24 protein-coding genes and 1 riboswitch are annotated in these 22049 nt (G+C 70.0%); of the genes, 18 read left to right on the forward strand and 6 right to left on the reverse strand.

The features are described from left to right. Positions 1–55 precede the first annotated feature (55 nt). The 4 genes from ACFQ7F_RS14475 to ACFQ7F_RS14490 all read left to right on the forward strand — a co-directional run bounded on the left by ACFQ7F_RS14475 (position 56) and on the right by ACFQ7F_RS14490 (position 2980). Entirely contained in the window at positions 56–586 is a 531-nt protein-coding gene (locus ACFQ7F_RS14475) for a winged helix-turn-helix transcriptional regulator (protein WP_383270272.1), read from the forward strand. 114 nt (positions 587–700) lie between these two features. Then, on the forward strand, positions 701–1021 hold the full coding sequence (locus ACFQ7F_RS14480) for a DUF6412 domain-containing protein (RefSeq protein WP_383270273.1): 321 nt from the start codon (positions 701–703) through the stop codon (positions 1019–1021). Between the two features lie 156 nt (positions 1022–1177). Further along, the gene (locus ACFQ7F_RS14485; protein WP_383270309.1) at positions 1178–1951 is read left to right on the forward strand and encodes a YidC/Oxa1 family membrane protein insertase; all 774 of its coding nucleotides are present in this window, start codon (positions 1178–1180) and stop codon (positions 1949–1951) included. A gap of 171 nt (positions 1952–2122) precedes the next feature. Continuing rightward, on the forward strand, positions 2123–2980 hold the full coding sequence (locus tag ACFQ7F_RS14490; RefSeq protein ID WP_383270274.1) for a fumarylacetoacetate hydrolase family protein: 858 nt from the start codon (positions 2123–2125) through the stop codon (positions 2978–2980). Between the two features lie 132 nt (positions 2981–3112). On the opposite strand, the gene ACFQ7F_RS14495 is transcribed toward ACFQ7F_RS14490, so the two are convergent. Continuing rightward, a complete protein-coding gene (locus tag ACFQ7F_RS14495; protein WP_383270276.1) occupies positions 3113–3595 on the reverse strand; it encodes a heme-degrading domain-containing protein in 483 nt (160 codons plus the stop codon). Then, positions 3592–4698, reverse strand: coding sequence for a Gfo/Idh/MocA family oxidoreductase (locus ACFQ7F_RS14500; RefSeq protein ID WP_383270277.1), 1107 nt, complete (start codon positions 4696–4698; stop codon positions 3592–3594). Before ACFQ7F_RS14500 ends, ACFQ7F_RS14495 begins: the two co-directional genes overlap by 4 nt. A gap of 56 nt (positions 4699–4754) precedes the next feature. Here ACFQ7F_RS14500 and ACFQ7F_RS14505 point away from each other — a divergent pair, with 56 nt between their 5' ends. Together ACFQ7F_RS14505 and ACFQ7F_RS14510 are read left to right on the forward strand one after the other, a co-directional pair. Next, positions 4755–5975: an ROK family protein gene (locus ACFQ7F_RS14505; RefSeq protein WP_383270278.1), complete on the forward strand. Its 1221-nt coding sequence runs from the start codon at positions 4755–4757 to the stop codon at positions 5973–5975. A gap of 727 nt (positions 5976–6702) precedes the next feature. Further along, the gene (locus tag ACFQ7F_RS14510; RefSeq protein WP_383270279.1) at positions 6703–7545 is read left to right on the forward strand and encodes a cell wall protein; all 843 of its coding nucleotides are present in this window, start codon (positions 6703–6705) and stop codon (positions 7543–7545) included. Positions 7546–7645: 100 nt separating this feature from the next. On the opposite strand, the gene ACFQ7F_RS14515 is transcribed toward ACFQ7F_RS14510, so the two are convergent. Further along, positions 7646–8215 carry a TetR family transcriptional regulator gene (locus tag ACFQ7F_RS14515; protein ID WP_383270281.1) on the reverse strand — a complete coding sequence of 190 codons (570 nt, stop codon included), beginning with the start codon at positions 8213–8215 and terminating at the stop codon, positions 7646–7648. Between the two features lie 124 nt (positions 8216–8339). Here ACFQ7F_RS14515 and ACFQ7F_RS14520 point away from each other — a divergent pair, with 124 nt between their 5' ends. The 11 genes from ACFQ7F_RS14520 to ACFQ7F_RS14570 all read left to right on the forward strand — a co-directional run bounded on the left by ACFQ7F_RS14520 (position 8340) and on the right by ACFQ7F_RS14570 (position 18343). Further along, complete coding sequence (locus ACFQ7F_RS14520) at positions 8340–9260, forward strand: SDR family oxidoreductase (RefSeq protein ID WP_383270283.1); 921 nt, start codon at positions 8340–8342, stop codon at positions 9258–9260. Positions 9261–9380: 120 nt separating this feature from the next. Then, positions 9381–10184: a GntR family transcriptional regulator gene (locus ACFQ7F_RS14525; protein ID WP_383270284.1), complete on the forward strand. Its 804-nt coding sequence runs from the start codon at positions 9381–9383 to the stop codon at positions 10182–10184. Between the two features lie 127 nt (positions 10185–10311). Continuing rightward, the gene (locus ACFQ7F_RS14530) at positions 10312–11436 is read left to right on the forward strand and encodes a TIGR03364 family FAD-dependent oxidoreductase (protein WP_383270285.1); all 1125 of its coding nucleotides are present in this window, start codon (positions 10312–10314) and stop codon (positions 11434–11436) included. Positions 11437–11459: 23 nt separating this feature from the next. After that, positions 11460–12146, forward strand: a complete 687-nt coding sequence (locus tag ACFQ7F_RS14535; RefSeq protein ID WP_383270287.1) for a phosphonatase-like hydrolase — start codon at positions 11460–11462, stop codon at positions 12144–12146. Then, positions 12143–13237 (forward strand): ABC transporter ATP-binding protein, encoded by a 1095-nt coding sequence (locus ACFQ7F_RS14540; RefSeq protein ID WP_383270289.1) that lies wholly within the window; start codon positions 12143–12145, stop codon positions 13235–13237. The genes ACFQ7F_RS14535 and ACFQ7F_RS14540 overlap by 4 nt, the downstream gene beginning before the upstream one ends. Beyond that, a complete protein-coding gene (locus ACFQ7F_RS14545; protein WP_383270290.1) occupies positions 13230–14210 on the forward strand; it encodes a 2-aminoethylphosphonate ABC transporter permease subunit in 981 nt (326 codons plus the stop codon). Before ACFQ7F_RS14540 ends, ACFQ7F_RS14545 begins: the two co-directional genes overlap by 8 nt. Then, a complete protein-coding gene (locus ACFQ7F_RS14550; RefSeq protein WP_383270292.1) occupies positions 14197–14994 on the forward strand; it encodes an ABC transporter permease in 798 nt (265 codons plus the stop codon). The genes ACFQ7F_RS14545 and ACFQ7F_RS14550 overlap by 14 nt, the downstream gene beginning before the upstream one ends. A 43-nt stretch (positions 14995–15037) precedes the next feature. Then, on the forward strand, positions 15038–16111 hold the full coding sequence (locus tag ACFQ7F_RS14555; RefSeq protein ID WP_383270294.1) for a 2-aminoethylphosphonate ABC transporter substrate-binding protein: 1074 nt from the start codon (positions 15038–15040) through the stop codon (positions 16109–16111). 139 nt (positions 16112–16250) lie between these two features. Beyond that, positions 16251–17030 carry an HAD-IIA family hydrolase gene (locus ACFQ7F_RS14560; RefSeq protein ID WP_383270296.1) on the forward strand — a complete coding sequence of 260 codons (780 nt, stop codon included), beginning with the start codon at positions 16251–16253 and terminating at the stop codon, positions 17028–17030. An 83-nt stretch (positions 17031–17113) separates the two neighbouring features. Then, a complete protein-coding gene (locus tag ACFQ7F_RS14565) occupies positions 17114–17662 on the forward strand; it encodes a hypothetical protein (protein ID WP_383270297.1) in 549 nt (182 codons plus the stop codon). 15 nt (positions 17663–17677) lie between these two features. Further along, positions 17678–18343: a class F sortase gene (locus tag ACFQ7F_RS14570; protein ID WP_383270298.1), complete on the forward strand. Its 666-nt coding sequence runs from the start codon at positions 17678–17680 to the stop codon at positions 18341–18343. On the opposite strand, the gene ACFQ7F_RS14575 is transcribed toward ACFQ7F_RS14570, so the two are convergent. The 3 genes from ACFQ7F_RS14575 to ACFQ7F_RS14585 all read right to left on the reverse strand — a co-directional run bounded on the left by ACFQ7F_RS14575 (position 18324) and on the right by ACFQ7F_RS14585 (position 20771). Continuing rightward, positions 18324–19181 (reverse strand): CbtA family protein, encoded by an 858-nt coding sequence (locus tag ACFQ7F_RS14575; protein WP_383270300.1) that lies wholly within the window; start codon positions 19179–19181, stop codon positions 18324–18326. The two genes, ACFQ7F_RS14570 and ACFQ7F_RS14575, sit on opposite strands and share 20 nt — an antisense overlap. 20 nt (positions 19182–19201) lie before the next feature. Further along, entirely contained in the window at positions 19202–19423 is a 222-nt protein-coding gene (locus tag ACFQ7F_RS14580; protein WP_383270301.1) for a CbtB-domain containing protein, read from the reverse strand. 32 nt (positions 19424–19455) lie between these two features. Further along, positions 19456–19578, reverse strand: a riboswitch (cobalamin riboswitch). A 452-nt stretch (positions 19579–20030) separates the two neighbouring features. Next, a complete protein-coding gene (locus ACFQ7F_RS14585) occupies positions 20031–20771 on the reverse strand; it encodes an ANTAR domain-containing protein (RefSeq protein WP_383270303.1) in 741 nt (246 codons plus the stop codon). 164 nt (positions 20772–20935) lie between these two features. On the opposite strand from ACFQ7F_RS14585, the gene ACFQ7F_RS14590 reads away from it, so the two are divergent. Further along, a complete protein-coding gene (locus tag ACFQ7F_RS14590) occupies positions 20936–21961 on the forward strand; it encodes a glycoside hydrolase family 6 protein (protein WP_383270304.1) in 1026 nt (341 codons plus the stop codon). Positions 21962–22049 lie beyond the last annotated feature (88 nt).

Raw genomic sequence — 22049 nt, forward strand, 5'->3', positions numbered from 1 at the left:
GCAGGTTAGGTTCAGTCATTGAACCTAGAAGTCGGAAAGTCGCTAAGGTGGACCCATGGCTCTCGGCAAGGACTACGCGGCGCAGGAATGCTCCATCGCCCGCGCGCTCGAGGTCGTCGGGGAGCGCTGGACGCTTCTCGTCGTCCGCGACGCGCTCTACGGGGTGCGGCGCTACAACGACTTCCTCGTCCACCTCGGCATCCCCCGCGCGGTCCTCGCCTCGCGCCTCCAGTCGCTCACCGCCGCCGGTGTCCTGGAGAAGCGGCCGTGCGCGCAGGCGCCGTCGCGGCACGAGTACGTCGTGACGGAGCGGGGCCGCGCCCTCTGGCCGGCCCTGCGCGCGCTCGGCGTCTGGGGGCGCGACAACTTCTCGGACACCGAGCGGCTGCGGTACTTCCGGCATGCGACCTGCGGTACGGAGCTCGGCCCCGCCGGAGAGTGTCCGGTCTGCGGGGGCCTCGTACCCGTCGAGGACGTCGAGATGGTGCCCGGTCCCGGGCTCGACCCGGATCCGGCCAATCCGGTCAGCCGGGCGCTGCTCGCGCCCCGAAGGCTCCTTACGGCCGTCGAGACGGATCCTGTATAACGGGCAGTACGCGATACGTCGTCATTACGTCGGCATGTCGTATCGGCCTCATCAGGCAGGCAGCTCGGCCTCATCAGGCAGGCATCTCAAGGAGAGGGAGGGGGACGAGAAGCGATGCAGGACGCGATCCGCAGCTGGAAAGCCGCCCTCCGCCCCACCGGCCTTCTCCTCTTCCTCCTCGTCGAGGTCGTCCTCCTCGACGCGAGCAGCCTCACCGCCGCCGTCGCGCTCGCCGCGACCGCCGCCGCGGGCTCCGCGCTCGCCGTCTGCTCCCTGCTCGCCGCGCGCTGCGCCCCCGCGGTGCCGCGCACCCAGGTGCGTACAGCCATCCGCGACCGCGAGAAGCGCACGGCGTTCCTGCCGCAGCGCGATCCCGACGCCTCCGGGCGAAGGCGGCCCCGAGCGCCGGGCCGCCTCGTCATGACGGCCGCGTAGGGGACACCCGCAGTACCTCTCCTCCAGCGACAGATCGAGATCCCTCAGATCGAGACCTCTCAGATCGAGACCCCTCGCGGGCCGTCACGCCGAAAAAGCATCTGACCTTTTCCTCGGCACGACGAGACCCCGGAGGGCTTCTCCATGCCCGGCTTCCTGTCCGATTTCATGTCCCTGTTCGCCGACCTGGTCGGCTCCATCGCCGACCTGCTCGACCCGGTCTTCCACGCCTCCGCGACGGCCGCCGCCATCGTCCTGTTCACCGCGTGCGTACGACTCCTCGTCCACCCCCTGTCGCGGGCCTCGGCCCGTGGCCAGAAGGCGCGCGCCAAGCTGTCGCCGCAGATCGCCGAGTTGCGCAAGAAGCACTCCAAGAACCCCGAGAAGCTCCAGAAGGCGGTCCTTGAACTGCACCGCGCGGAGAAGGTCTCGCCGCTCTCCGGGTGCCTGCCCAGCCTGTTCCAGCTTCCGGCGTTCTTCCTGCTCTACCACCTCTTCTCCAACTCGAGCATCGGCGGGGAAGCCAACGCGCTGCTCGGGCACAAGCTGTTCGAGGCGCCGCTCGGCGGGCGGTGGGCCGACGCGCTCGGCGACGGCGGGGTCTTCGGGGCGCAGGGGCTCGTCTACCTCGGGCTCTTCGCGATCGTGGCCGCCGTCGCGACCTTCAACTTCCGCCGTACGAAGAAGCAGATGGCTGCGACGGCCGCTGCCACGCCCGCGGGGGACGCGGGGCAGCAGATGCCCGGCATGGGTGCGATGACCAAGGTCATGCCGTTCATGTCCTTCATGACGCTGTTCACCGTGGCCTTCGTGCCGCTGGCCGCCGCGCTGTACGTGGTCACCAGCACCACCTGGAGCGCGGTCGAGCGTGCCGTCCTTTACCGCGACGTGCCGATCGGAGCCGGGGCGCTGGCTGCGACTGCCGGATAGCGGCTGCCGCCGGGTAACGGCTACTGCCGGGTAACGGTCCGGTCTGTGAACAGGGTCTTGCGGGATGGACGGTGACCTTGGAGGATCTTCCAAACCTCCGATGGCCGCGACCCTGATCCGGGCCACGCGGCGGTCAGGACGCGGGCGCGACTCGACCAAGGGAGATTGACCATGAAGCTGCTGCGAGTCGGTACGGCGGGGGCCGAGCGCCCGGCGCTGCTCGATGCCGAAGGCACGTTGCGGGACCTCTCGGGGACCGTCACGGACATCGACGGGGCGCTGCTCGCCGATACGGCCGCCCTCGACCAGGTAAGGGCCGCCGCCGGGTCGGGCGAGCTGCCCGTGCTCGACGCGGAGGGGCTGCGGATCGGGCCGCCGGTGGCTCGGATCGGCAAGGTCGTATGTATCGGCCTCAACTACCACGATCACGCGGCCGAGACCGGGGCCACGCCGCCCGCCGAGCCCGTCATCTTCTTCAAGGCGGCGGACACGGTGGTCGGCCCTGAGGACACCGTGCTCGTGCCGCGCAAGTCGGTGAAGACCGACTGGGAGGTCGAGCTCGCGATCGTCATCGGGCGCACCGCGCGCTACCTGGAGTCCGACGAGGAAGCGCTCGCGCACGTCGCCGGGTACGCGGTGTCGCACGACGTCTCGGAGCGCGAGTTCCAGATCGAGCGCGGCGGTACCTGGGACAAGGGCAAGAACTGCGAGACGTTCAACCCGCTCGGCCCGTGGCTGGTGACGAAGGACGAGGTCCCCGACCCGCAGGCGCTGTCCCTGAAGCTCTGGGTCAACGGCGAGCTGAAGCAGGACGGGACCACGGCCCAGCAGATCTTCCCGGTGGCCGAAGTGGTGCGCTACGTAAGCCACTTCATGACCCTGTACCCGGGCGATGTCATCAACACCGGTACGCCGGCGGGCGTGGCCATGGGGCACGCCGAGCCGAAGCCGTACCTGCGGGCCGGTGATGTGGTGGAGCTGGAGATCGAGGGGCTCGGCAAGCAGCGTCAGGAACTGAAGGACGCGTAGCCCTTCGGGGTGGGGGCGCGGCGGTCCTTGGTGCTCCCCGGGTGGAGCCGATGGAGGGGTCTCCTCCGCCGGCTCCACCCGCGGGTACGTCGTGGCTGGTCGCGCAGTTCCCCGCGCCCCTTCGGGGCCCGTTTACACGAACCGCTCCAGCGCCTCGACCACCAGCGCGTGGTCCGCCGCCTGCGGAAGGCCCGACACCACCACCGTGCCGATCACGCCCGCGCCCCGCACCGCGATCGGGAACGCGCCGCCGTGCGCCGCGTACACGTCCGGGTCCAGGCGCGAGGAGTCCTCGAACGTCGTCCCCTTGGCACGGAAACGCGTGCCGACCAGGAACGACGAGCAGCCGTAGCGCTCGACGACGCGGCGCTTGCGGGCGATCCAGGCGTCGTTGTCCGGGGTCGATCCCGGCAGGGCCGCGTGGAAGAGCTGCTGGCCGCCGCGGGTGATGTCGATGGCGACCGGGGCCTGGCGTTCACGGGCCAGTTCGACCAGGAGCGTGCCGAGTGCCCAGGCGTCCTCGTACGTGAAGTGGGGGAGTACCAGGCGGAGTTCCTGCACCTCCAGCTCTTCGACGGTCAGGGGTGCGGGGCTTGAGGACGGAGGGCTCGTCATACGACCACCGTCACACCGTCGCGGGCCGAGCGGCGTGCCGCCTCCAGGACGTCGAGTGCCGATGCGGCCTCGTACGCGGACACGGGGTTCTGGCCGGTGCCCCGGAGCGCCGCGGCCACGGCCGCGTAGTACGCGGGGTAGTTGCCCGGCAGCGTCTTGACCGGGTTGCCGCCGCCGGTCAGCGGGGACTCGCCGGAGCCGACCCGGCCCCACATGGACTCGAGCTCCTCGCCCCAACTGTCCTCGCTCGTGGGCCGCTTGCCGTCGCGGAGTGCGGCTTCCTGCGGGTCGAGGCCGTACTTCACGTAGCCGGCGGTCGAGCCGAGCGCGCGGAAGCGCGGGCCGAGCTGGGCGGTGGTGGCGCTCATGTAGAGGTGTGAGCGGACGCCGCCCAGGTGCGTGATCGCGATGAACGTGTCGTCGTCGGCCTCGGCTCCGGGGCGGCGGACGTCGGACTCGGCGTACACGGTCTGTGCGGGGCCGAAGAGCACGAGCGCCTGATCGACGACGTGGGCACCGAGGTCGTACAGCAGACCTCCGATCTCTTCGGGGTTCCCGGACTCGCGCCAGCCGCCCTTGAGCTGCGGACGCCACCGCTCGAAGCGGGACTCGAAGCGCCATACGTCGCCGAGCTCGCCGTCGGCGATGAGCTTCTGGAGAGTGCGGAAGTCGTTGTCCCAGCGGCGGTTCTGGAAGACGGAGAGGAGAAGGCCGCGGTCGTCGGCGAGCGCGGCGAGCTCGCGGGCCTCGGTGGCCGTGCCCGCGATCGGCTTGTCCACGACGACCGGGAGGCCCGCCTTGATGGCGGCGGTCGCGAGCGCGACGTGCGTCTTGTTCGGGGACGCGATCACCACCAGGTCGAGCTCGTCCGCGCGGGCCCAGAGGTCGTCGGCCGATGCGGCGAAGCGCAGCTCGCCACCGAACTCGGCGCGGGCCTGCGCCTGCCGCTCGGGGTTCGACGTGACGACCGTGTCGAGGACGAGGCCCTCGGTGGCGGCGATCAGCGGGGCGTGGAAGACGGAGCCCGCGAGGCCGTATCCGATGAGGGCTACGCGTAGAGGGGAGCCGTGAGGTCCGGGGGCGCCTGAGCCTGTACCAGTCATGCGTTCCACTTAAGCAACGGTGTTGCCAAAGCGCAAGCGCACGCGACAATGGGGGCGTGAACAGCACTGATGTGGGGCCCGACGGTGGCGGGAGCGGTAGGGCGAGCGGTGGCAGGGCGAGCGGTGGCAGGACGGGCGGTGGCAGGACGGGCGCGGCGGGCGCCGGGGCGAACCTGCTCGCGCTGCGCGGGCACAACGCCGCCCTGGTGCTCGACCTGCTGCGCACGGCGGGCGAGGCCGGCATAAGCCGCCTCGAACTCGCCGAGCGCACCGGGCTCACACCGCAGGCCGTCAGCAAGATCACCGCGCGGCTGCGTACGGAGGGGCTCGCGGCGGAGGCGGGCCGCCGCGCGTCCACGGGCGGCAAGCCGCGCACGCTGCTGCGCCTCGTCCCGGACGCCGGGCACGCGGTCGGCCTCCACCTGGACCGTGACGAACTGACGGCGGTCCTGGCCGACCTGACGGGCCACGTGGTCGCGGAACGCCGGGCTCCGCTGGAGTTCGGGGAGGGCGCGGAGGCTGTGGTCGACGTGGCGGTGGGGGTGGTGCGGTCGCTGGCCGGGGGCCTTGACCGGAGTGACGGCGCGACGCCGGGGCTGCTCGGCGTCGGGGTCGCGTTGCCCGGGCCGCTCGACCACTCAGACGGGGTCCTGCACCGGGTGACCGGGTTTCCCGCGTGGGACGGGTTCCCGCTGCGGGACGCGTTCGCCGGGCGGCTCGGGCTGCCGGTGGTCGTGGACAAGGACACGAACGCCGCCGCGCTCGGCCTCGCGCTGGGCGGCGTTGCGGAGTCCTTCGCGTATCTGCACCTCGGTACGGGGCTCGGCGCGGGCCTCGTACTCGGCGGAGGTCTCTACCGGGGGGCGCGGACCGGGGCGGGCGAGTTCGGCCACCAGGTGATCCAGCTGGACGGCCCGGAGTGCGGCTGCGGCGACCGCGGCTGCATCGAGGCACTGTGCCTGGCGGCGGTCGCGCGCGGAGACCTGGACGAGGCGGCGCGGATCCTCGGGGCGGGCGCGGGCAACTTGGTCAGCCTGCTCGACATCGACCTCGTACTGCTCGGCGGGCGAGCGGTCCTCGCCGATGAGGAGCGCTTCGTACGAGGAGTGGGCGCCATCGTCGCCGAACGAGCCCGGCGGGGCGGCGGAGACACGGAGGTCCCGGTCGCGGTCGCGTCCGGGGGCGACCGGGGCGTCGCGGAGGGCGCCGCACAACTGGTACTCGCACCGCTCTTCGGGCGGGCGGCGGATGTGGCGTTTCGGGGCGGGCGGGGGTAGCGGTGCCGGCTGGCGGCTGAGCGGGGTTGGAGGTGCTTTCGGCTGCAGGGCGGTGTCAGCGGTGTTCGCGGTTGAGGGGGGTCGGCGGCTGTCTCGGTAGCGGGTGTCGGCGGTGATCCTGCGGCCGGGACTGGCGGTTGTCTCGGTAGTCGCGGCTATCGGTCCGGTTGCCCTCGTGGTTGGTGCCAGCAGTGATCTGGTAGTCGGGACCGGTTGTTGCCCTGGCGGTCGGTGCGAGTGGTGACTCTGGCGGCCGGGACCGGCGGTTGTCTTGGTAGTCGCGGCTATCGATCCGGTCGTCCGGTCGCCCTCGTCGTCGGTGCCAGCAGCGAGCCGGTAGCCGGAACGGGCTGTTGCAGCCGCAGCCAGCCGCGACCCCGGCGGCCCGAGCCATCAGCCGCCGCGTCAGCCGCATTTAACGGAAAGTCAGCTGATAGGAGTGACTTGCGCGGTCCAGTCGGCGGTACGGGGCTGTGGCGGGGCCAGTGAGGTCGTGCGGGCGTGGCAAGGTCGCGGCCGACCAGTGTCTTACGGCCCCTGCCCCTGATCCCGCCTCCACTTCCTCCCCCCCTCCCGCCCGCCCCGCGCTCAGCAAAGGCCCTGCATGCGACTTCGCCGCTCTCTCGCCTCCGGCGTCACCGCCGCTGCCGCCGTTCTCGCGTCCGGGGTGATCGGGGTGGGGCCAGCGGGGTCGGTGGGGCCAGCGGTTGCCGCGCAAGGGGCGCCGGTGAGCGACTCGGCTGCGATGGGGGACCCCGTGCAGCGGCCTCAGGCGGCCCAGCCCCCCGTCTGTTCCGCCCCCAACGGTGGAGGTTTCCCCATCGGGACGCGGATCCGGGGCGGGCCCGCCACTTACGAGGCCGGGGGCGGCTACCGGAACTGGTCCCTCAAGTTGGCCAACACCACCCCCGGCAGCTGCGGCAACATCCACCCCGTCGTCGTCATCGTCGACAAGGAGCGCGAGCTGCGGCCCCGGCACATCCAGTTGGAGTTCCACGACGGCACACGCTGGCGTCCCGTGGGGATCGAGCGGACCGACCGGGACGAGAACGTCGGCGTCTTCGACGACGGATTCCCCGGGTTCACGGTCAAGGCGGGGAAGACCCGCACCGTCAAGGTGCGGCTCTCCTTCACCTCCGAGGCCCGCTCCGAGCGCGCCGTCGTCTCCGCCGCCGTCGTCCAGCGCCGTGCCGACGACGGCGACTGGGTGGGCGAGTCCGACGACTATCCGTTCGGCATCGAGAACACCGAAAACACCGAAGACGTCGAGAATGCCGAAGGCCTCGGTGACACGGGCGGCACGGGCGGTGCAGGCGGCACCGGCGATGTCGGGGCCGAGAGCGAATCTGACGGAGGGCGGGACGGAAGCGACGGCGGCGGTGGCAGCAGCGGCGGCGGGGGAGGGCTTGAGCGCTCCGACGGCGGAGGGTCTTCGTACGCCGATGAACTCGCCGCGACAGGCCCCCGCGCCCTGCTCGGCGTCAGTGCCGTCGCCGGAATTCTCTTCGCCGGGGGGTGGGGTCTCTTCGTGGGGGCTCGACGCCTGCGGGCCGCAGCCCGGCGGCGTTGAGCCTGCCGTCACCTGCCCGGAGTCATAGCCGACCCGGCGTCACGGCCTGCCCGCGGTCGCAGCCCGCCCGTACTCACAACCTGCCCGCGGTCACAGCTAGTCACAACCTGCCCGCCGTCACAGCCTTGAGCTCGTCGAGCGAATCGCGGATGAGGTGCGACAAGTCCCGCTGCTCGGCCTCGCTGATCCAGCGTTCGAACGCGATCTTGAAGACGGCGATCCCCGCCTCTGCGGCCAGACCCGCCGCCGGGTCCGCCACTCCGCGTCGCCTCAACGCGACGGTGAGCGCCGATACGAGCGAGGCGAGTTTGACCAGCTCGCGTTCCTGGAGCTCCGCGTTGGCCGCGATGACGGCCTGGCGCTGTCGGGCGAGTTCGCGGCGCTCCCGCATCAGCTCGGCGATGGTGTCCAGAGCCGCGGCGACGGCGTCGATCGGCCGCTCGGAGTCAGGGACGCCGTCGAGCGCCTCGACGAGGACGTCCCGCAGGGGGTTCGACTCCGGGAACAGGACCTCGCGCTTGTCGGTGAAGTGCCGGAAGAACGTGCGCTCCGTGAGGCCCGCCAGCTTGGCGATCTCCTTCACCGTGGTCTGTTCGAACCCCCGCTCGCTGTAGAGCTCCAGAGCTGCCTGTTCGAGGCGCCCGCGCGCGTTCGGCTCCCATCGACCCATGCCGATGATTCTATGCCATGACAGTGACTGACATCAGGTGTACTGTCGATGACATTCACTGACATCGGTCACTGACATCGGTCACTCGCGCCGACCACTTGCATCGGTCGCTTGGAGGATTCTCATGCGTGTTTTCGTCACCGGCGCTTCCGGCTGGATCGGCTCCGCCGTCGTTCCGGATCTCATCGGCGCGGATCATCAGGTCGTCGGCCTCGCCCGCTCGGACGCTTCCGCCGCCGCTCTCACCGCGGCCGGGGCCGACGTGGTCCGCGGCACTCTTGATGATCTCGACACCCTGCGCAGTGCGGCCGCCGCGGCGGACGGCGTGATCCACCTCGCGTTCAAGCACGACATCGCCTTCTCGGGGGACCCTCAGGGCGCCACCGGCGCTGACCGGCGCGCCGTCGAGGCGATGGGCGAGGCGCTCGCGGGGTCCGACCGGCCGTTCGTCATCGCCTCCGGGACGCCCCATGTGCCCGGACGCGTGGCGACCGAACGGGACGGGCTCGATCCCGACCCGGCCGCCGAGGGCCTGCAGGCCAGGCTCGCCACCGCCGCGTGGGTGCTCTCCCTCGCCTCCCGGGGCGTCCGCTCCTCCGTGGTCGGCCTCCCGCGGACCAACCACGGAGAAGGGGACACCGGCTTCATCGCGATGCTGGTCCAGATCGCCCGCGACAAGGGCGTCTCCGGCTACATCGGCGACGGGGCCTCCCGCTGGCCCGCCGTGCACCGTCTCGATTCCGCGCGCCTGTTCCGCCTCGCGCTGGAGAAGGCTCCGGCGGGCTCGATGCTGCACGCCGTCGCCGACGAGGGCGTACCGATCCGCGACATCGCCGAGGTCATCGGCCGCCATCTGGACCTGCCGGTGGTCTCCGTCTCTCCGGACGACGCGGCAGGGCACTTCTCCTGGCTGGCCGCCATCCTCGCGCCCGACCAGCCTGCTTCCAGCGCGCTGACCCGCGAGCTGTTGGGGTGGCAGCCGACGCAGCCGGGACTCATCGAGGATCTCGACAAGGGGCACTACTTCCGCAGCCCGTCCGCGTGATCGACGGCCCGTCTGCCTGATCGACGGCCCGTCCGCCTGATCAACGGCCCGTCTGCTTGATCAACGGCCTGGTCGGGCGCCGCCCGACCAGGCTTCACCTACGTCTGCGAACATCCCCGGGTGGACAACCCGAACTCCCCGAACTCCCCGCACCCTCCCGCGCACCTGCTCGACCAGGCCCCCGGCGCCCCCATCCGTTCCGGCATCCCCGAGCACGGCCGCATCCCGAAGTACTACGCGGTGAAGGCCAAAATCGCCGACCTGATAGAGGAGTTGGGGGACGGGCAGACGCTGCCCACCGAGCGTGATCTCGCCGTGCGGTACGAGGTCGCGCGGGAGACCGTGCGGCAGGCGCTGCGCGATCTGCTGCTCGAAGGGCGGCTGCGCAGGCAGGGGCGCGGCACCGTCGTCGCGGGACCCAAGCTGGAGCAGCCGCTGTCCCTCGCGAGCTACACGGAAGGCGTACGGCGGCAAGGACGTACCCCGGGGCGAAATCTGATCTCCCTCGACCGCTTCCCCGCCCCCGAGGCCCTCGCCGCCGAGATCGGGGTCGAACAGGGCGAGCCCGTCTGGCACATGGAGCGCGTGCTGCTCGCCGACGACGAGCGGGTGGGGCTCGAGAGCACGTACGTCTCCGTGGCCCGCGCCCCTGCCCTCGACCGGGACTTCGAGCCCGACTCTTCCTTCTACGCCTACCTGCGCGACCGGCTCGGCATCTCCTTCGGGGACGCCGACGAACGCATCGAGACCGTTCTCGCCACCCCCCGCGAGGCCCTCCTGATCGGCACCCCTCCCGCGCTGCCCATGCTGCTGATCCACCGCGTCTCACGGGACGCCTCCGGGCACCCCCTTGAGCGGGTCCGCACCCTCTACCGGGGTGACCGGTTCTCCTTCACCACGCACCTGGGCAACAGCGGCGCCTGAACTCACAGCAGCGCCTGCAGTCTGATAACGAGAAGATAACGGGTCTAGGCCAACTTTGGGTGGCCGTTCACCATCCCGTTGCCGCCAGGACCGCGGCGGGTCACCCTCCCCCAGGAGCGTTGCCGCCGTGAGAGTCATCGTCGTAGGAGCCGGCGTGGTGGGAACCATGCACGCCTGGCACGCAGTGGAACGCGGCCACGAGGTCGTACAGATCGAGCGCGAGAGCGAGGCCCGTGGAGCCTCGCTGCGCAACTTCGGGCAGATATGGGTGAGCGGCCGCGCCGGAGGCGAGGAGCTGGACACCGCCCTGCGGGCCCGCGAGCTGTGGGAGGAGATAGGCGCGAGGGTGGAGGGCATCGGCTTCCGGGCCAACGGCTCCCTCACCCTCGTACGCAACGAACGTGAGCGCGCGGTCGCCGAGGCCGCCCTCGCCCGCCCCGACGCGGCGGCCCGCGGCTACAAGCTGCTCGACGCCGCCGAGGCGCGCGCCCTCAACCCGGCGCTGCGGGGTGACTTCGTCGCCGGTCTGTGGTGCGAGCGCGACGCGGCCGTGGAGCCTCGCACCGCACAACTACGCCTCCGTGAGGCCTTGTCGGCGTCGCCCCGCTACACCTTCCTGCCTGGCCGTGAAGTGCGCGAAGTCGTCGGTGAGAGCGCGGTGCGGGACGACCACGGTGACGTACACACCGGTGATGTCGTCGTGCTCGCCACCGGTGCCTGGCTCGGCGGTCTCGTCCGTGAGCTGGCCGGGCCCGACCTGCCCGTGCGCCGCGTGCGCCTGCAGATGATGCAGACCGAGCCCCTCGGAGAGGCGCTCACCACCTCCGTCGCCGACGCGGACAGCTTCCGCTACTACCCGGCGTACAAGTCGGACGCCCTCGACGCACTCAACGCCGGACAGGCGCAGACGCCGACCGCCGCCGCGCACAAGATGCAGCTGCTCATGGTCCAGCGCAAGGACGGCGGCCTGACCATCGGCGACACCCACGAGTACGAGCACCCCTTCGCCTTCGACACCCTCGAAGACCCCTACGACCACCTCACCGAGGTCGTCGAGGGCTTCCTGGGACGCCCGCTGCCCAAGATCAAGCGGCGCTGGGCCGGGGTGTACGCGCAGTGCGTCGACACCACCCGCGTCGTGCACCGCCAGCAGGTGCGCGACGGCGTGTGGCTGGTCACCGGGCCCGGCGGGCGCGGCATGACGTGCTCGCCCGCGATCGCGGAGAAGACCGCCGACAAGTTGGGATGGTGAGGGAATTGAGGCAGGAGTTGGACATGCGGTGTGGGCTTGTCGTCCTCGACATGGCCGGTACGACGGTCGCGGACGGCGGGCTCGTGGAGAAGGCCTTCTCCGCCGCCGCGCGGGAACTCGGCGTCGAGCCGGGCTCCGCCGACCACGCCGAGAAGCTGGACTACGTACGCGCCACCATGGGCGAGTCCAAGATCTCCGTCTTCCGGCATCTGTTCGGCGACGGGGCCCTTGCCCAGCAGGTCAACGTGGCCTTCGAGAAGGCGTACGGGGAGCTGGTCGACGGGGGTCTGATCGCGCCGATCCCCGGTGCGCGGGAAGCAGTCGAGGAGCTCAAGTCGGCTGGTTCGACCGTGGTGTTGAGCACGGGGTTCGCCCGTGTCACGCAGGACGCCATCCTGGATGCGCTGGGATGGCGGGACCTGGTCGAGCTGACCCTGTGCCCGGCCGACGCGGGTGGTCGCGGGCGGCCCTACCCGGACATGGTGCTCAGCGCCTTCCTGCGGACGGGGGCGGTGGACGACGTCCGGCGGATCGCTGTCGTGGGCGACACGGCGTACGACATGAAGAGCGGGGTGCGGGCCGGGGCCGGTGTGGTCGCCGGGGTGCTCACCGGGGCGCATGACGCGGAGGCGCTGCGAGGGGCTGGGGCCACGCATGTACTCGGCTCGGTCACCGAACTCCCATCGATACTCAGGGGTGTTGACGAGTGACCGGCGCCACCACCACCCCCACCCCCACCCCCACGCGCGTACGCAGCGGCATTCGCTTCGAGAGCGTCTCGGTCGCCTACGGCAAGAACACCGTCCTCGACTCGTTCGACCTGACCGTCGAGCCCGGCGAGGTCATGGCCCTGCTCGGCCCGTCGGGCTCGGGCAAGACCACCGCGCTGCGGGCCGTCGCCGGGTTCGTGCGACCCGCGTCCGGGCGGGTGTTCATCGGGGAGCGCGATGTCACCGGGCTGCCGCCGCACCAGCGGGGGATCGGGATGGTCGTCCAGCAGTACGCGCTCTTCCCGCACATGCGGGTCGCGGACAATGTCGCCTTCGGCATGAAGGCGCAGAAGGTCGCCAAGTCCGAGATTCCGGGGCGGGTCGCCGAGGCGCTTGAAATGACGGGGATGGCCTCGTACGCCAAGCGGTTTCCCCGGGAGCTTTCCGGAGGGCAGCAGCAGCGGGTCGCCATCGCGCGGGCGTTGGCCATTCGGCCGGGGGTGCTGCTGCTCGATGAGCCGCTTTCCGCGTTGGACGCGCAGTTGCGGTCGGGAATGCTGGGGGAACTTGCCCGACTGCACCGGGAGTTGCCCGATGTCTCTATTTTGTACGTCACCCATGACCAGGTGGAGGCCTTGACGCTGGCGGATCGGATCGCCGTCATGGACAAGGCGCGGTTGCGGGACTGCGGGACTCCGCAGGAGCTTTATCGGGCGCCTCGGACCGAGTTCACGGCTTCTTTTGTGGGTAACGCGAATCTACTTCCGGTCACGGTGGGTTCGGGTGATGTCGCCTTCGGCGGGGCGGATTTGAAGGTCGATACGGGGGAGGCGGCTCGGGGGGCCACCGCCATGTTGTGCGTGCGGCCGCATCTGGTCGGCCTCGGGGATGGACCCAATGCTCTTTCCGGTCGAGTCGCCGAGGTGCAGTGGCGGGGGGCCACCCATCGGCTGTACGTCGATGTCGCCGGGCAGCGGGTTAAAGCGGACCTCCGGGAGCTTCGGACCCCGCCGGGTATCGGTGACGAGGTCACGCTGCACTTCGCGCCCGAGGATGCGGTGCTGCTGTCTGGTGGTGTGAACGATGGCTAGCTCTGATGGACGCCTCTTTGACTCTGGACCGGGGTTGCAGGCTGTGCCCACCCGTTCCGCCGTGCGGAACGCCTGCCCACAGCAGGAGCGGGCTGGCCGGTTGGGCCGCTTGGGCAAGGGAGCGCCGGAAGACGGACCGGCGCGGAAGCGGCGCCGAGTGCCCGCGTTCGTGTGGGCCCTGCCCCCCGTCGCAGCCCTCGCCCTCGTCTTCCTCTACCCCCTCGCCCTCGTCGTCCAGCAGTCCGTGCAGCCCGACACCGGGGGGACCTCCCTCAAGCCCTACTCCGACGTCTTCGCGTCCGAAGCGTTCCGGGAGGCCCTCGGCACCACCGTGTGGCTGGCCGTCGGGGCCACGCTCGGGTGTCTCGTGCTCGGGTTCGCGCTCGCGCTGATCATCGCCTTCGTGCCGTTCCCGGGAGGGAAAGCCGTCGCCAGGTTCATCGACGTCTTTCTCTCCTTTCCGTCCTTCCTCATCACCCTCGCCCTGCTGTTCATCTACGGCACCAAGGGCATGGCCAACGGAATGTGGACGGACGCGACCGGCGCCGCCGAGGGGCCGTTCCAATTCCTCACTACCCCGTGGGGCGTTCTCCTCGCCGAGATCACGTACTTCACGCCCTTCGTGATGCGCCCCCTGCTCGCCGCGTTCTCGCAGATCGACACCGCGCAGCTGGAAGTCGCGTCGAGCCTCGGGGCGAAGCCGGGACGCATCATCCGGCGGGTCATCCTGCCCGAGGCGCTGCCCGCTCTCGCCGCGGGCGGCAGCCTCGTACTCGTCATGTGTCTGAACGAATTCGGGATCGTCCTCTTCACCGGCGCCAAGGGGGTCACGACCCTCCCCATGCTCGTCTACAGCAAGGCCATTCTCGAGTCCGACTATCCGGCCGCCTGTGTCGTCGCCGTGGTCAACATCGCGATTTCCGTGGGCCTTTACAGCCTCTACCGGGTGGTGAGCCGCCGTGTTGGTGCATAGCCGCAAGGGGAAGTGGGCCACCTGGGCTCTCTTCTTCGTCTTCTTCCTGCCTCTCTTCGCGCTTCCCCTTCTGGTGATCCTGGCCGCCTCGTTCTCCTCGCACTGGTCCGGCGCTTTCCCCTCCGGATTCACCACGGAGCACTACGCGTCCGCCACCCGCGGGGATTCGCTCGACGCGCTCACCACCAGCCTGGTCACCGCCGTCACCGCCAGCCTGCTCGCGCTGACCGTCGGGTCCTGGGCCGCGCTCGCCGCAGCCTCGCTGAAGAGGGGAGCCAAGCGCGTACTCGACACCCTCTTCATGCTGCCGGTGGCCGTACCCTCCGTCGTCGTCGGGCTCGCGATCCTCGTCGCGTTCAGCAAGCCGCCGATGATCCTCAACGGCACGCGTTGGATCGTGATCCTCGCGCACACCATTCTTGTCACCGCGTTCGCCCACCAGTCGGTCTCGGCTGCCATCGTCCGACTCGACCCGGCGTACGAACAGGCCGCCGCATCGCTCGGAGCCCGGCCCTCGTACGTCCTGTGGAAGGTGAAGCTGCCGCTCCTGCTGCCGTCGCTCACCGCGGCCGCGGGCCTCTGCTTCGCGCTCTCCATGGGCGAGTTGAGCGCCACGATGATGCTCTACCCGCCGGACTGGATGCCGCTTCCCGTGCAGATCTACGCGGCCACCGACCGCGGCTCCCTCTTCACCGGTGCGGCCGTCGCCGTGGTCCTGATGGCGGCGACGCTGCTCGTCCTCTTCGGCGTCTCCCGCATCCGCACCCGCGCCTCCTACCGCTGACTTCCCCTGACTTCCGCTGACTTCCTCAAGGAGTACGAACGTCATGTCCTCTCGCACCACTCACACCAGAACGCTCGCCGCCCTCTCCGGCGGCCTCGTCCTCGCGGGCTCCCTCACCGCGTGCGGCGGCGACTCCTCCGCGTCCGACGCGAAGGAGGTCACCGTCTACAGCGCCGACGGCCTCAAGGGCGAGAACGGCGACGGCTGGTACGACCGGGTCTTCAAGGACTTCGAGAAGAAGACCGGCATCAAGGTGAACTACGTCGAGGGCGGCTCCGGCGAGATGGTGCAGCGCGCCGTCCGCGAGAAGTCCAACACGCAGGCCGACGTCATCATCACCCTGCCGCCGTTCATCCAGCAGGCCGACGAGAAGGGCCTGCTCCAGGCCTACAAGCCCGAGGGCTCCGCTCAGGTCGACGGCGCCGACAAGGCCACCGACGGCAAGTGGACCTCCGTCGTGAACAACTACTTCGGCTTCATCTACAACAAGAAGGAACTCAGCGGCGGCAAGGCGCCCAAGACGTGGGAGGACCTCACCGACGCCTCGTACAAGGACAAGGTCCAGTACTCCACGCCCGGCGTCGCGGGTGACGGCACCGCCGTGCTCATCAAGGCGATGCACGACTTCGGCGGCAAGAAGCCCGCCATGGATTACTTGAAGAAGCTGCAGACGAACAACGTCGGCCCGTCCGCCTCCACCGGCAAGCTCGCGCCCAAGGTCGACAAGGGCGAACTCCTCGCCGCCAACGGCGACGTCCAGATGAACCACGCCCAGTCCAAGGACATGCCGAACCTCGGCATCTGGTTCCCCGAGAAGGAGGGCGGCAAGCCCACCACCTTCGCCCTGCCCTACGCGGCAGGCCTGGTCAACAAGGCCCCGCACTCCGCCAACGCCAAGAAGTTCCTCGACTATCTGCTCAGCCAGAAGGCCCAGCAGCAGGTCAGCGAGATCGGCGGCGGCTTCGCCGCGCGCAAGGACATCAAGGCCACCGACGCCAACGCGGTCGAGCTCGACGGAATCATCGACGGGGTCGAGATCTTCGAGCCCGACTGGTCCGACATCTCCAAGAACCTCCAGACGTACGTCGAGGACTGGAAGTCGGCCACGGGAAGCTGACCGACGATCGAGGAGTGATCGAGGAGTGATCGAGGGGTTCACGATCACCGCATCCTGATTAGGCTGAGGGCCGTCGGCACAGAGCTGTCCCGGCGCCTCTCAGCTCACCCGCTCATCGCAGACCGCAGGAGTGCACCCCATGGCAGAGCGCAAGCCCATCGAATCGTGGCTCACCGACATGGACGGCGTGCTCATCCACGAGGGCGTGCCGATTCCCGGCGCCGACGCCTTCATCAAGAGGCTCCGGGAGTCCGGGAAGCCCTTCCTGGTCCTGACGAACAACTCGATCTACACCGCCCGCGACCTCCAGGCCCGCCTCACCCGCATGGGCCTCGAAGTGCCCGTCGAGAACATCTGGACCTCGGCGCTCGCCACCGCGAAGTTCCTTGACGACCAGCGGCCCGGCGGCACGGCGTACGTGATCGGCGAGGCGGGGCTCACCACCGCCCTGCACGACATCGGGTACGTCCTGACCGACCACGACCCGGACTACGTGGTGCTCGGCGAGACCCGTACGTACTCCTTCGAGGCCATGACCAAGGCCGTACGGCTCATCAACGGCGGGGCTCGTTTCATCTGCACGAACCCGGACGAGACCGGGCCCTCCACGGAGGGACCGCTCCCCGCAACGGGCGCCGTCGCCGCGCTGATCACCAAGGCCACGAAGCGGACCCCGTACTTCGCGGGCAAGCCGAATCCCCTGATGATGCGGACCGGGCTCAACGCCATCGGGGCGCACTCCGAGACCAGCGCGATGATCGGCGACCGCATGGACACGGATGTCCTCGCCGGTCTCGAGGCGGGAATGGAGACCTTCCTGGTCCTCACGGGCCTGACCACCCGCGATGACATCGACCAGTACCCGTTCCGGCCTTCCAACGTCGTGGACTCCATCGCTGACCTGGTCGACCGCGTCTGACCGCCTCCGCAGCACCACCCGTTTGCCGCACACGGGAGGCGTGACGTGCCGCCGCGCGTGAACCTCGAAACAGGAGGTTCACGATGCGTAGAGGTCCACTCACCCTGCGTGGCATCGCTGGTATAGCCGGGGCGGCTGTCCTCGCCACGCTTCCCGTCGCAGCCACCGCACCCGCGTACGCCCATGACGAGGGAAAAGTGCATGCCACGGTCTCCCCGTCCAGCGCCGCGGCCGGGGCCAAAGTGGAGATCAGCGTCACGGGCTGTGACGGTACGACCGGGTCCGCGGGGTCCGGGGCGTTCGACGGGGACGCGAAGCTCACCGGCAGGGACGGCGACAAGTACTCGCTGAACGGCTCCGCCACGATCCGGAACGGCGTCTCCGGCTCGTACGAGATCACCGTCGACTGCGACGGCCACCCCCACCAGCGCGCGGGCTCCGTGGAGGTCGTCCAGCACCACACCACCCCCGTCTCGCCGGTCCACGCGGGTGGCGGCGGCACCGCGCAGCTGGCCGCGCACGCCCAGGAGGCGGGCCCCGGCACCCGGCACGCGGTGATCGGCCTGGTGCTCGCCGGGGTTGCGGCCGTGGCCGTGGCGTTCCGCAGTGTCCGCCGACGCCGCTCCGAGTGACGGGCGACGACCGAGATGTCGGGCCATGAGAAGCCGGCTGGGCACGGGCGATTCCTCACCGGGGTCGCCTGGGCGCTGCTGCTCGTAGGGCTCTGGCTGTGGGGCAGCGACATCACCGACGTACGCGGCGGTGTCTCGGAGCCCACGAACGGTGACGTCGCCGCGGTGGGCCGTCCGTTCGGTGTCGAACTCCCGGACGCGCACGAGCCGTTGGGCGCCGCGAAGCCGCAGCGCGTCGAAGTCCCCTCGCTGAAGGTGCAGGCGCCCGTGATCACCCGCGGGCTCGATCAGGACGGCGCCATCGATCCGCCGCCCTTCGAGCAGGCGAGCTCCGTCGGCTGGTACGGCGGCGGGACGCGCCCCGGCGCGGCGGGCACGTCCCTGTTCGTGGGCCACGTCGACACCGAGACACGCCCCGCTGTCTTCTACGACCTCAGCGCGGTGCGCCCGGGCGAGAAGGTCCGGGTGACCCGGGATGACGGCTCGGTCGCGGAGTTCACCGTGGACGACGTACAAGTCCTCAGCCGGGACCGCTTCGACGCGAAGAAGGCGTACGGCCCCCACGAGGAGGGCCGTGCCGAACTCCGCCTGATCACCTGCGGCGGCACGTTCGACCGGGCGACCAAGACCTACTCGGCGAACGTGGTGGTGTCCGCCTACCTCACCGGCGTGGGGTCGTAGGGCCTGCGCCGGGGGCGGCGCCCGGGCGCGAGGGCACTCCCGCCGCGCTCGCGCCCATGGGGGCACCCCCGGCGGCCCTCTCCCGGAAGGACCGCAGGCCCAGGCCTCCGAAGACCGCCGCGAACACGGCCCACAACAGGGCCTGCGAGGCGACCGAGAGGACGCGGAAATCCCATAGGAGCGTCGCGTCGACCGGGACCGGGTCGGGGTTGTCCGGGAGCAGGAAGAGCACGGCCAGGACGGCGGCCACCGTGAGGGCCGCCGCGATCTGCCGCACCGGGACGGTTCTGGCCGACAGCCGTACGTACACCTGCCGGACGAGGATCATGCCGAGGACGCCGATCACGATCGACGCGAGCCACATCGCCTGACGGTCGCCGACCGTGCCCGCGTCCCCGACGCCCGGCGGGTTCGCCGGGTAGCGCAGACCGGGAAGCAGGGAGACGGCGAGGAAGGCCGCTCCCGCGAAGGTCAGGGCGCGCGGCCACGGGTCCGCGCGCGGATCGCGGCGGTGCACCAGGGCGTACGCCACCGCGAAGAGGGCGCCGATGGCCAGACCGGCGACGATCGCGGTGACCACCAGGCCCGCGTGCTGCGTCGAGCGCGTGAACAGCTCCTCGTGGTGCTGTGCGGACTGCCCGGCACCGTGCGCGTGTTCCTGGGCCGCCGCTCGTTTCTCCTCGGCGCGGATCGCCCGGTCCATCAGCGGCTCGGCGAGGAGCAGGGAGAAGAGACCGGCCGTGAGGCCCGCCGTTCCTCCCGCCACGAGACCCCGGCCGAGCAGGGGCAGGACAGGTGAGGACGAGGACGAGGACGAGGGAGGCGAGGGGGGTGGCATGGTGCCGCGTCCGTCCCCGGTCAGTGGCACGGGGCACCGAAGAGGTGCCTGCCGTCGTGCGCGAACTCGTGCAGATAGCTGCCGGTCGCCGAGATCAGTGAGCCGTTGTCGATGAAGACGGCGTAGAGCGCGATCAGCGCGATGATGACCGCGGCGGACGCGATGAGCCAGTCGCGGGTATGGACGGTGGCAGCGTCGGCCGCCGCGCTGTCGGTGTGCGGTGCCGCGGTGTGCAGTGACATATCGAAGGGCCTCCTTCTGGGGTTTCCACGCCCCGAAGCAGGAGTACGACAGCTCAGTTCCTGACTTCCGCACGCCGTGCGGGCGTTCGGTCACAGTGGCGGGACCGTTCCGGAATCGCACCGGGTTCCTGTCAACCGTCGTCTCGATGTATGTACTTGTGTCCCGGAGAGTCCCAGTTGGTCATGGACACTGTCAACGGTGTACGTGTCTGCCCGTGTCCGGCTGCGTATGCCTGTGTATGCCTGGGTCTGCTTTTGTCTGCCTGTGCCTGTGCCTGTGCCTGTCTCTGCCTGCCTGTGCGCCTGCCTGTGTCAGGACAACCTGGCCCGGTCGGCGGCCCGCTCCCCCCGGAGCCGTCGACCGGGCTGGTCCTCGACCGCGCGCGCACGAGCTGCGGGAGTAACCCGGCGCCGGCGCGGGAGGTTCGGTGGCCAACCCCGCAATGCGGGATGGACGATCAGGCCGGGGGCTTGGGCCGTTGGGACGACTCTAGAACGGATGGGCGCTGGAGCCTAGGGGGCGATTGACGCCAAGTCGTGATCCGCTTTCTCTCCGTGATCATCGCAGGTGGTGGCGTTTCCGGAATGACCTTCGGAGAGATTCGGATCAACTGCCGCGCAGTACCGAGTCGTTGAGCGTCCCCTTGATCACCTCCGTGGCGACCAGGTCTATGACCAGGCGTTCTCTGCGTGCGTACCGCCGCAGCGCCTCAAAGGCCTCATCCACACCAGTGTGCCAGCGCTCAGCGAGTATGCCTTTGGCCTGTTCAATGCGTATGCGGCTGGTCAGGGCGCCTTGGAGCTGTGTGGCGAGGATCCGGTACTCCGTGTAGGCGCGGTGATTGTGCAGACCTACCGCGGCCGCGTCGGCGATCGCCTGGGCCAGGTTCAACTCCCCGTTGATGTGCGGGACCCCGGAGGTCTCGGGCATGAAGACGTTGAGCGCGCCGAGCAGGGTCTTGCGCTGTCGCAGCGGTACCGCGTACGTCATTCCGATTCCATGGCGCAGGGCAAGCGGAGTGAACTCCGGCCAGCGCTGGGCAGGTTCGGCCGCGGTGAGCTGTACCGGAGGCACGGGCCGCCCCGTGCCGAGGCTCTCCACGCAGGGCCCGCCGGTCTGTTGGGCCCCGAGCAGGGCGAGCGCCAGCTCACGGGGGTGGGCGCCGGCGGCCCCCGCGGGTGCGCCCGCGCCGTCGAAGACGACTCCGGCCGCGGACGCGTCGAGCAGTTCCACGGTGTGGCCCGCGACCCGGCTCAGATAGCGCTCCGGGTCGAAGTCGTCGTCCAGGGTGTTCGTGGTCTCCAACAGGACTTGGGCCAGTCGTAATTCAGAGGTGTGATCCCGCATGGTCTCCTCCCCAAGAGCTGCGCCCCGCGCCCTGCTCGCCTACCCCCGGGCGCCGCGCTGTAACAGCTCACCAACAGGTATCCGTCGCGGGCGGGCGGGCCTCGTGGGCCGGGAGTGCGTATGTCAGGATTGAGAAATCGGACAGTGCACCCAAGGGGGAGTGGATGTACCACAAAAACACCGGCCCCGGTCATCGGATCGTGGCCCGGGGGGTGAAGGCTGCGGCGGCGTTTGCGGGGGCGGCGCTGCTGCTGTCGGGGTGCTCCTCCGATGACGGCAAGGACTCGTCGGGGCAGCCGGTCAAACAGCAGCCGAAGGGCTCCGACCCGTACTGGGTCAACCCCGAGGGCAACGCCGCCAAGCAGGTCGCTTCGTACGAGAAGGACGGCAAGAAGGACGACGCCGAACTGATCCGCAAGATCGCCGAACAGCCGGTTCCCGAATGGATCATCCCGGAGAACGCGGAGGATCAGGCACGCGGCTTCACCGAGGCCGCCCAGAAGGCCGACAGGGACGCCCTGTTGGTCCTCTACAACATCCCGCACCGTGACTGCGGTCAGTACTCGGGCGGCGGCGCGGCCGACGGCAACGAGTACAGGAAGTTCATCGACCAGGTCGCCAAGGGCATCGGCGACCGCGGCGCCACGGTCATCCTGGAGCCGGACGCGGTGCTCCACATGGTCGACAACTGCACGCCGGAGGAGTTCCACGAGGAGCGGTACGACCTTCTCAAGGGCGCCATCGAGAAGCTCAAGTCCCTGAAGAACACCAAGGTGTACCTGGACGCGGGCAACGCGGGCTGGAAGAACCCCGACTCGCTCTGGGAGCCCCTGAAGTGGTCGGGCGTCGAGCAGGCCGACGGCTTCTCGGTGAACGTCTCGAACTTCCAGACCACCGAGGTCAGCAAGGAGTTCGGTAAGAAGCTCTCGGCGAAGATCGGCAACAAGCCGTTCGTCATCGACACCGCACGCAATGGCAATGGGCCTTATGACAAGGGCAAGGATCCTTGGTGCAACCCGCCGGGCCGGGCGTTGGGCGAGGCGCCCACCACGAAGACGGGTGATCCTCTGGTGGATGCGTACCTCTGGGTCAAGCGGCCTGGTGAGTCCGACGGCACGTGTCGGGGTGGCCCCAAGGCGGGGGCCTGGTGGCCCGAGTACGCGCTGAAGCTGGCGGCTGCCGCCAAGTAGTAGCGCCCCGTTAGGGGCGCGGGGAACTGCGCGAGCAACCACAAAGAAGCCGCAGTCGCGTCTGGCAGATGAATCGGCAGACGCGACT

The sequence above is a fragment of the Streptomyces sp. NPDC056486 genome (assembly GCF_042795295.1).
Classification (GTDB): Bacteria; Actinomycetota; Actinomycetes; order Streptomycetales; family Streptomycetaceae; genus Streptomyces.

Coding starts and splice junctions, on each gene's coding strand:
- ACFQ7F_RS14560 (WP_383270296.1), top strand. CDS start 16,251: ATGGCAGAGCGCAAGCCCATCGAATCGTGGCTCACCGACATGGACGGC.
- ACFQ7F_RS14575 (WP_383270300.1), bottom strand. CDS start 19,181: ATGCCACCCCCCTCGCCTCCCTCGTCCTCGTCCTCGTCCTCACCTGTC.
- ACFQ7F_RS14535 (WP_383270287.1), top strand. CDS start 11,460: ATGCGGTGTGGGCTTGTCGTCCTCGACATGGCCGGTACGACGGTCGCG.
- ACFQ7F_RS14555 (WP_383270294.1), top strand. CDS start 15,038: ATGTCCTCTCGCACCACTCACACCAGAACGCTCGCCGCCCTCTCCGGC.
- ACFQ7F_RS14585 (WP_383270303.1), bottom strand. CDS start 20,771: ATGCGGGATCACACCTCTGAATTACGACTGGCCCAAGTCCTGTTGGAG.
- ACFQ7F_RS14570 (WP_383270298.1), top strand. CDS start 17,678: ATGTCGGGCCATGAGAAGCCGGCTGGGCACGGGCGATTCCTCACCGGG.
- ACFQ7F_RS14475 (WP_383270272.1), top strand. CDS start 56: ATGGCTCTCGGCAAGGACTACGCGGCGCAGGAATGCTCCATCGCCCGC.
- ACFQ7F_RS14515 (WP_383270281.1), bottom strand. CDS start 8,215: ATGGGTCGATGGGAGCCGAACGCGCGCGGGCGCCTCGAACAGGCAGCT.
- ACFQ7F_RS14580 (WP_383270301.1), bottom strand. CDS start 19,423: ATGTCACTGCACACCGCGGCACCGCACACCGACAGCGCGGCGGCCGAC.
- ACFQ7F_RS14495 (WP_383270276.1), bottom strand. CDS start 3,595: ATGACGAGCCCTCCGTCCTCAAGCCCCGCACCCCTGACCGTCGAAGAG.
- ACFQ7F_RS14490 (WP_383270274.1), top strand. CDS start 2,123: ATGAAGCTGCTGCGAGTCGGTACGGCGGGGGCCGAGCGCCCGGCGCTG.
- ACFQ7F_RS14565 (WP_383270297.1), top strand. CDS start 17,114: ATGCGTAGAGGTCCACTCACCCTGCGTGGCATCGCTGGTATAGCCGGG.
- ACFQ7F_RS14480 (WP_383270273.1), top strand. CDS start 701: ATGCAGGACGCGATCCGCAGCTGGAAAGCCGCCCTCCGCCCCACCGGC.
- ACFQ7F_RS14500 (WP_383270277.1), bottom strand. CDS start 4,698: ATGACTGGTACAGGCTCAGGCGCCCCCGGACCTCACGGCTCCCCTCTA.
- ACFQ7F_RS14545 (WP_383270290.1), top strand. CDS start 13,230: ATGGCTAGCTCTGATGGACGCCTCTTTGACTCTGGACCGGGGTTGCAG.
- ACFQ7F_RS14520 (WP_383270283.1), top strand. CDS start 8,340: ATGCGTGTTTTCGTCACCGGCGCTTCCGGCTGGATCGGCTCCGCCGTC.
- ACFQ7F_RS14590 (WP_383270304.1), top strand. CDS start 20,936: ATGTACCACAAAAACACCGGCCCCGGTCATCGGATCGTGGCCCGGGGG.